The sequence below is a fragment of the Rhizobium subbaraonis genome, assembly GCF_900220975.1.
Taxonomy (GTDB): domain Bacteria; phylum Pseudomonadota; class Alphaproteobacteria; order Rhizobiales; family Rhizobiaceae; genus Mycoplana; species Mycoplana subbaraonis.
Genome location: NZ_OBQD01000061.1, coordinates 1 through 5,026, shown reverse-complemented (window position 1 = coordinate 5,026; position 5,026 = coordinate 1). Strand labels below are relative to the sequence as shown.

Annotated in this window: 5 protein-coding genes; 1 reads left to right on the top strand and 4 read right to left on the bottom strand. The window is 59.4% G+C overall.

Going from position 1 to position 5,026, the window contains the following annotated elements; genetic code table 11:
• Positions 1-923: CobW family GTP-binding protein (locus tag CRO48_RS31225; RefSeq protein ID WP_097143517.1), on the top strand; the 923-nt coding region annotated here is incomplete at its 5' end.
• 218 nt (positions 924-1,141) lie between these two features.
• Here CRO48_RS31225 and CRO48_RS31220 read toward each other — a convergent pair.
• The 4 genes from CRO48_RS31220 to CRO48_RS31205 form a co-directional block, all read right to left on the bottom strand.
• Entirely contained in the window at positions 1,142-1,906 is a 765-nt protein-coding gene (locus tag CRO48_RS31220; protein WP_097143516.1) for an amino acid ABC transporter ATP-binding protein, read from the bottom strand.
• Positions 1,903-3,009, bottom strand: coding sequence for an amino acid ABC transporter permease (locus tag CRO48_RS31215; RefSeq protein WP_097143515.1), 1,107 nt, complete (start codon positions 3,007-3,009; stop codon positions 1,903-1,905). Before CRO48_RS31215 ends, CRO48_RS31220 begins: the two co-directional genes overlap by 4 nt.
• Complete coding sequence (locus CRO48_RS31210) at positions 3,006-4,130, bottom strand: amino acid ABC transporter permease (protein ID WP_097143514.1); 1,125 nt, start codon at positions 4,128-4,130, stop codon at positions 3,006-3,008. The genes CRO48_RS31215 and CRO48_RS31210 overlap by 4 nt, the downstream gene beginning before the upstream one ends.
• Positions 4,131-4,146: 16 nt before the next feature.
• Positions 4,147-5,026, bottom strand: an 880-nt coding sequence (locus CRO48_RS31205; RefSeq protein WP_102026029.1) for a transporter substrate-binding domain-containing protein, incomplete at its 5' end; no start/stop codon positions are given.

Below are 5,026 nucleotides of genomic sequence, written 5' to 3'. Positions count from 1 at the left end.
CACCAGGCCAAAGCGGCTTAAATCAACCCGCAAACCGAGCCGGAAACTCCATTCTTCCCACGCCCAAAAAGTCTCAAATCATTCGACGACGGACAGTCTCGAGGCTCGATACTATGGTGACTGTCGTCGATTGTGCCAACTTGCTCAAGGACTACAGCTCCACAGATTTTCTGGCGGACCGTGGCGAAACTGCAGGAGAAGGTGACAGCCGGACGCTGGTCGATCTTCTAGTCGAACAGATCGAGTTCGCCGATGTCGTGATCCTCAACAAGATCAGCACCGCGACGCCAGAACAGCGCGATGCCGCCCGCAAGATCATCACCGGCCTCAACCCCGACGCCAAGCTCATCGAGGCCGACTTCGGCCAGGTGGAGCTGAAGGAAATCCTGGGCACTGGCCGCTTCGATTTCGCCAGGGCGGAAACACACCCGCTTTGGTATAAGGAGCTGCACGGCTTCAAGGACCACATTCCCGAAACCGAGGAATATGGTATCCGCTCCTTCGTCTACCGCGCCAAAAAACCCTTCGACCCGATGAAGTTCCAGGCCTTCATCGACCGGTCCTGGCCGGGTGTTGTGCGCGCCAAGGGCTTCTTCTGGCTGGCGACTCGCCCACATCATGTCGGCGAGATCAGCCAGGCCGGCGCACTTGTTCGAACCGGCAAGATGGGTCTCTGGTGGACCTCCGTTCCCCGTGAACAATGGCCCCAGGATCCCGGCTTTCTTAACATGATGAAACCTTATCTCGATCCTGTCTGGGGTGACCGCCGGCAAGAAATCGTCTTCATCGGCGCCGACCCGATGGACGAGGCAAAGATTCGGGCCGAGCTCGATGCCTGCCTGATCGATAGCCCGGTTTTTGTACCCGATCTCTGGCGAAACCTACCTGACCCCTTTGCGAGCTGGGATCGCAAGGCGGCGTGAGCGCACGCGACCGGCGGTCAATAGGCGGGCCACCCAGTGTGCCCGCCGGATGACCTGGGCTGCAATCGGGCACGACGCCTGAACGCTTCACGCCGATCCGTAGGGAAGCGCTCTACCGTCGGATCTTTCCGCCGAATACCTCGCCTCGTGGACCTCCATCCGGCCTGACTGCATAAATCGCCGCTGGGATCAGCGGCCATTTCACCATCCTCACTCCGCTAATGGACGATCTGGCTAAGGAAGCTCTTTGTCCGCTCATGGGTGGGAGCGTCGAAGAAGGCGTCAGGTGCGCTGCTTTCGACAATGGCGCCCCTGTCCATGAAGACGACGCGATCTGCCACGCGGCGCGCAAAGCCCATCTCATGGGTGACGACGATCATGGTCATTCCTTCCTCCGCTAGGGCCACCATCGTGTCGAGGACTTCCTTCACCATCTCCGGGTCAAGGGCCGAAGTCGGTTCGTCGAACAGCATGATCTTCGGCGACATGCACAGCGCCCGCGCGATCGCAACACGCTGCTGCTGGCCACCGGAAAGCTGGCCGGGATACTTCAGCGCTTGCTCCGGAATCCGCACCCGTTCCAATAATTGCATGCCACGTTCTTCGGCGAGCTTTCTCGGCGTCCCGCGTGACAGAATCTGTGGCAGAGCACAGTTCTCCAGAACGGTGAGATGCGGGAACAGGTTGAAGTGCTGGAACACCATCCCGACATCGCGGCGGATCGCATCGATGTTCTTCAGGCTGTCGTTCAAGGTCACGCCATTGACGACGATCTCGCCCTGCTGGTGCTCCTCCAGATGATTGACGCATCGGATGAGCGTCGACTTGCCGGAGCCGGATGGTCCGCAGATGACGATGCGCTCGCCCGGCTTGACCGAAAGGGTGACATTGCGCAGCGCATGGTAGGTGCCATACCATTTGTCGAGGTTGCGGATCGCGATGGCAGACGGTTCGCGGTTGGACGGCTTTTCAGCGGACATCATCGATAATCCTTTGCTTTGACACGCAGCTCAAGCCAACGGGCGTAATAGGCGATGGCAACGCAGAGCGCGAAGTAGATGAGTCCCACAAACAGATAGGCTTCCCGATAGGGCGCGGGCCAGACTGGATCCATCGCCGCCGAGCGGCCGGCGCTCAACATGTCGAACACGCCGACGATCATGACCAGGCTGGTGTTCTTGACCATGACAATCGCCGTATTGGTCAGGGGCGGGATGACCTTCTGAATGGCCTGCGGCATGACGATATGCTGGATCGCCTTCCAATGCGGAATGCCCAGCGCCTTCGCCGCCTCGACCTGACCCGAGGGAATGGCTTGCAACCCGCCGCGAATGACTTCGGCAAGATAAGCCGCCGCAAAGACCGTCAGTGCCGCAAAGGTGCGTCCAAGCTTGTCGATCGTCCAGGTTGGCGGCAGGAGCAGAGGAAGCAGGATGGAGGCGACAAACAGCAGTCCGACAAGCGGAAGCCCGCGGATCGTCTCGATCAGCCCGACGGACAGGAACCTCGGGATCGGCAGGGATGAACGCCGTCCGAGCGCCAGAAAGACGGCAAATGGAAAGCCGCATCCAAGCGACAGGAGCGCAAGCAATAGGGTAACCGGCAAGCCACCCCATTGAGATGTTGGAACGAAAGGCAACCCCGCAAAGCCACCCCACATCAAGCCCAGCATCATGGCGACGCCCGCCAGCCATGCCGTGACCAGCTTTCGTCCCCATAGCGCGGGCGACAGCGAGACGAGCACCATCAGGACCATGAGGCCCATCATCATCATCGGACGCCATTGTTCTTCCGGTGGATAGAGGCCGAACAGGATGAAGCGAAGCTTTGCGCCGATAAATGCCCAGCATGCCCCACCCGCTCGGCAGGCTGCTGGATCGGCCGTCGCCCACGTCGCATCAACAAAGCCCCATTTGAGCGCCGGCATCAGCGCCAGGACTGTCACGAGCGCGCCCGCCGTGAGTGCGGCACTCATGACATCGCCGAACAGCATCTTGACAATGGGAACCCGCTTGATCGGCGGCGCTTCCCGTGCGGGCAGCATGTCGGCGGCCACATGACCGTGAGAAATGGAAAGACTTGTCATCGCGTCACCAGTGCCACATGGGCATTGTACCAGTTCATGAACATCGACACCGCGATGCTGATCGTGAGGAAGGCGGCCAGAAGGATCGAAATGCTTTCAATGGCTTGGCCGGTCTGATTGATGACCGTTCCGACCACGAGGCCGAGTTCCGGATATCCGACAGCAAGCGCCAGCGTCGTGTTCTTCACCGTCGAGAGATATTGGGAGGTCATGGGAGGAACGATGATCCGCAAAGCCTGTGGAATGATGATGCGGAACATGACGTGCCGTTCGGACAGACCGAGCGCTCGTCCGGCTTCCCATTGACCGCGCGATACCGCTTCGATCCCACCGCGGATGACTTCGCTGATGAAGACCGAGGTGTAGAGGACGAGACCAAGCATGAGGGCAGCAAACTCGGGCGACAGGCGAAGCCCCCCGACGAAGTTGAACCCCTTCAATTCCGGAAAGCTGGCCGATGGGCGGAGCAGCACAACAGCAACCACAAGCAGACCGCCAAGCAGTACCCATTTGCCCAACGACCAGGCGGATTTCGGCACCCATCGACGCATGATGACGGCGGCAATGAGCACGGCAAGGCAGACACCCGCGAAAGAACCGGCCTGCGGCCCCAGGGAGATCGTCGGAATATAGAGACCCCGGAGAGACAGGTAGAAGCCGGGCAGCGGGTTGAAGGCCAGACGCGGCGCCGGCAGCAAGGTCGTCGCCAGCGCATACCAGAAGAGGAGTTGCACGATGAGCGGCATGTTGCGGATGATACCGACAAACAATGCCGCCATCTTCGATGCCAAAGGATTGTTCGACAGTCGGACGAGAGCAATTACCAGGCCGACAAGCGTGGAGATAATAATCGCGGCAAACGAAATGACGGCGGTGTTGGTCACACCGATGACGTAGGCCCAACCAAATGTATCAGAGGGATCATAGGGCAGCACACTCTCCGAAATCGGAAAGTTCGCCTGCCGGCTCAGATAGTCGAAGCCGACCCGGATGCCTCGGGCGGCCAGATTGGCCGCCGTATTTGACCACAGCCAGAAAAGAAGGCCGGCAAAGCCTGCAAACAGCAAGAACTGAAGCGCATTGTCTCGAATGCGACGATTGTCCCAGAGTGCGAAGAGCATGCCGGCCTCCCTGTGCTTACTGGAATGCCAGCGGGAACATCAGTCCGCCATCGGAATAGAGACGGTTGGCGCCTCGCTCCAGCTTTAGCGGACTATCCTTGCCGACGTTGCGATCAAACATTTCGCCGTAATTGCCAAGCTGGGCGATGATGTTGGCCGCAAACTTCTCGTCCAGGCCGAGTGCCGAACCGTTTCCGGGCTCGACACCGAGGAAGCGCTTGACGCGAGGATCTTCGGATTTCTGCATCTCGGTGACATTAGCCTGCGTCACGCCCAGTTGCTCGCCGGCAATCAAGGCCTGGATCGACCAGTTGACGATATCGAGCCACTGATCGTCGCCATGGCGCACAGCCGGCGTTAGCGCGTCCATGAACCGGGTCGCGGGGAAAATGATGTAGTCATCAGGATTTTCTGCAGACGTTGCTCGGATCGAGGCTAACGCGGCGGCATCGGTGATCAGGGCATCGCAGCGTCCGGAGAAGAAGGCCTGGCTGACGGCGGAGCTGTTTTCGAAGACAACCGGCTTCAGCCCGAGATTATGTTCCTTCGACACGTCGTTGGCGACAACCTCGGTGGTGGAACCTGTCTGGACGCATACAGATGCGCCGGACATATCCTCCACCTTGGTCACGCCGAGCGCCTTCGGCATCATAAAGCCGGTGAACTCGTAGTAGTTCGGCGTCGTGAAGTTCAATCCGTTTGCATCACGGCGCAAGGTCCAGGTAAACGTGCGCGGCAAGATATCGATCTCGCCAGTCTGCAAGGCAGGCACACGCTGCTGGCCGCTCAGCGGAACGAACTTGGTCTGCCCCCTGAAAAGTGATCCTTCTTGAAGTATGGCTATTGAGCCGAGGAAGGACATTGAAATGGCAGGGAAAAGACACAAGGCAGAAGAG

Coding starts and splice junctions, on each gene's coding strand:
- CRO48_RS31220 (WP_097143516.1), bottom strand. CDS start 1,906: ATGATGTCCGCTGAAAAGCCGTCCAACCGCGAACCGTCTGCCATCGCG.
- CRO48_RS31210 (WP_097143514.1), bottom strand. CDS start 4,130: ATGCTCTTCGCACTCTGGGACAATCGTCGCATTCGAGACAATGCGCTT.
- CRO48_RS31215 (WP_097143515.1), bottom strand. CDS start 3,009: ATGACAAGTCTTTCCATTTCTCACGGTCATGTGGCCGCCGACATGCTG.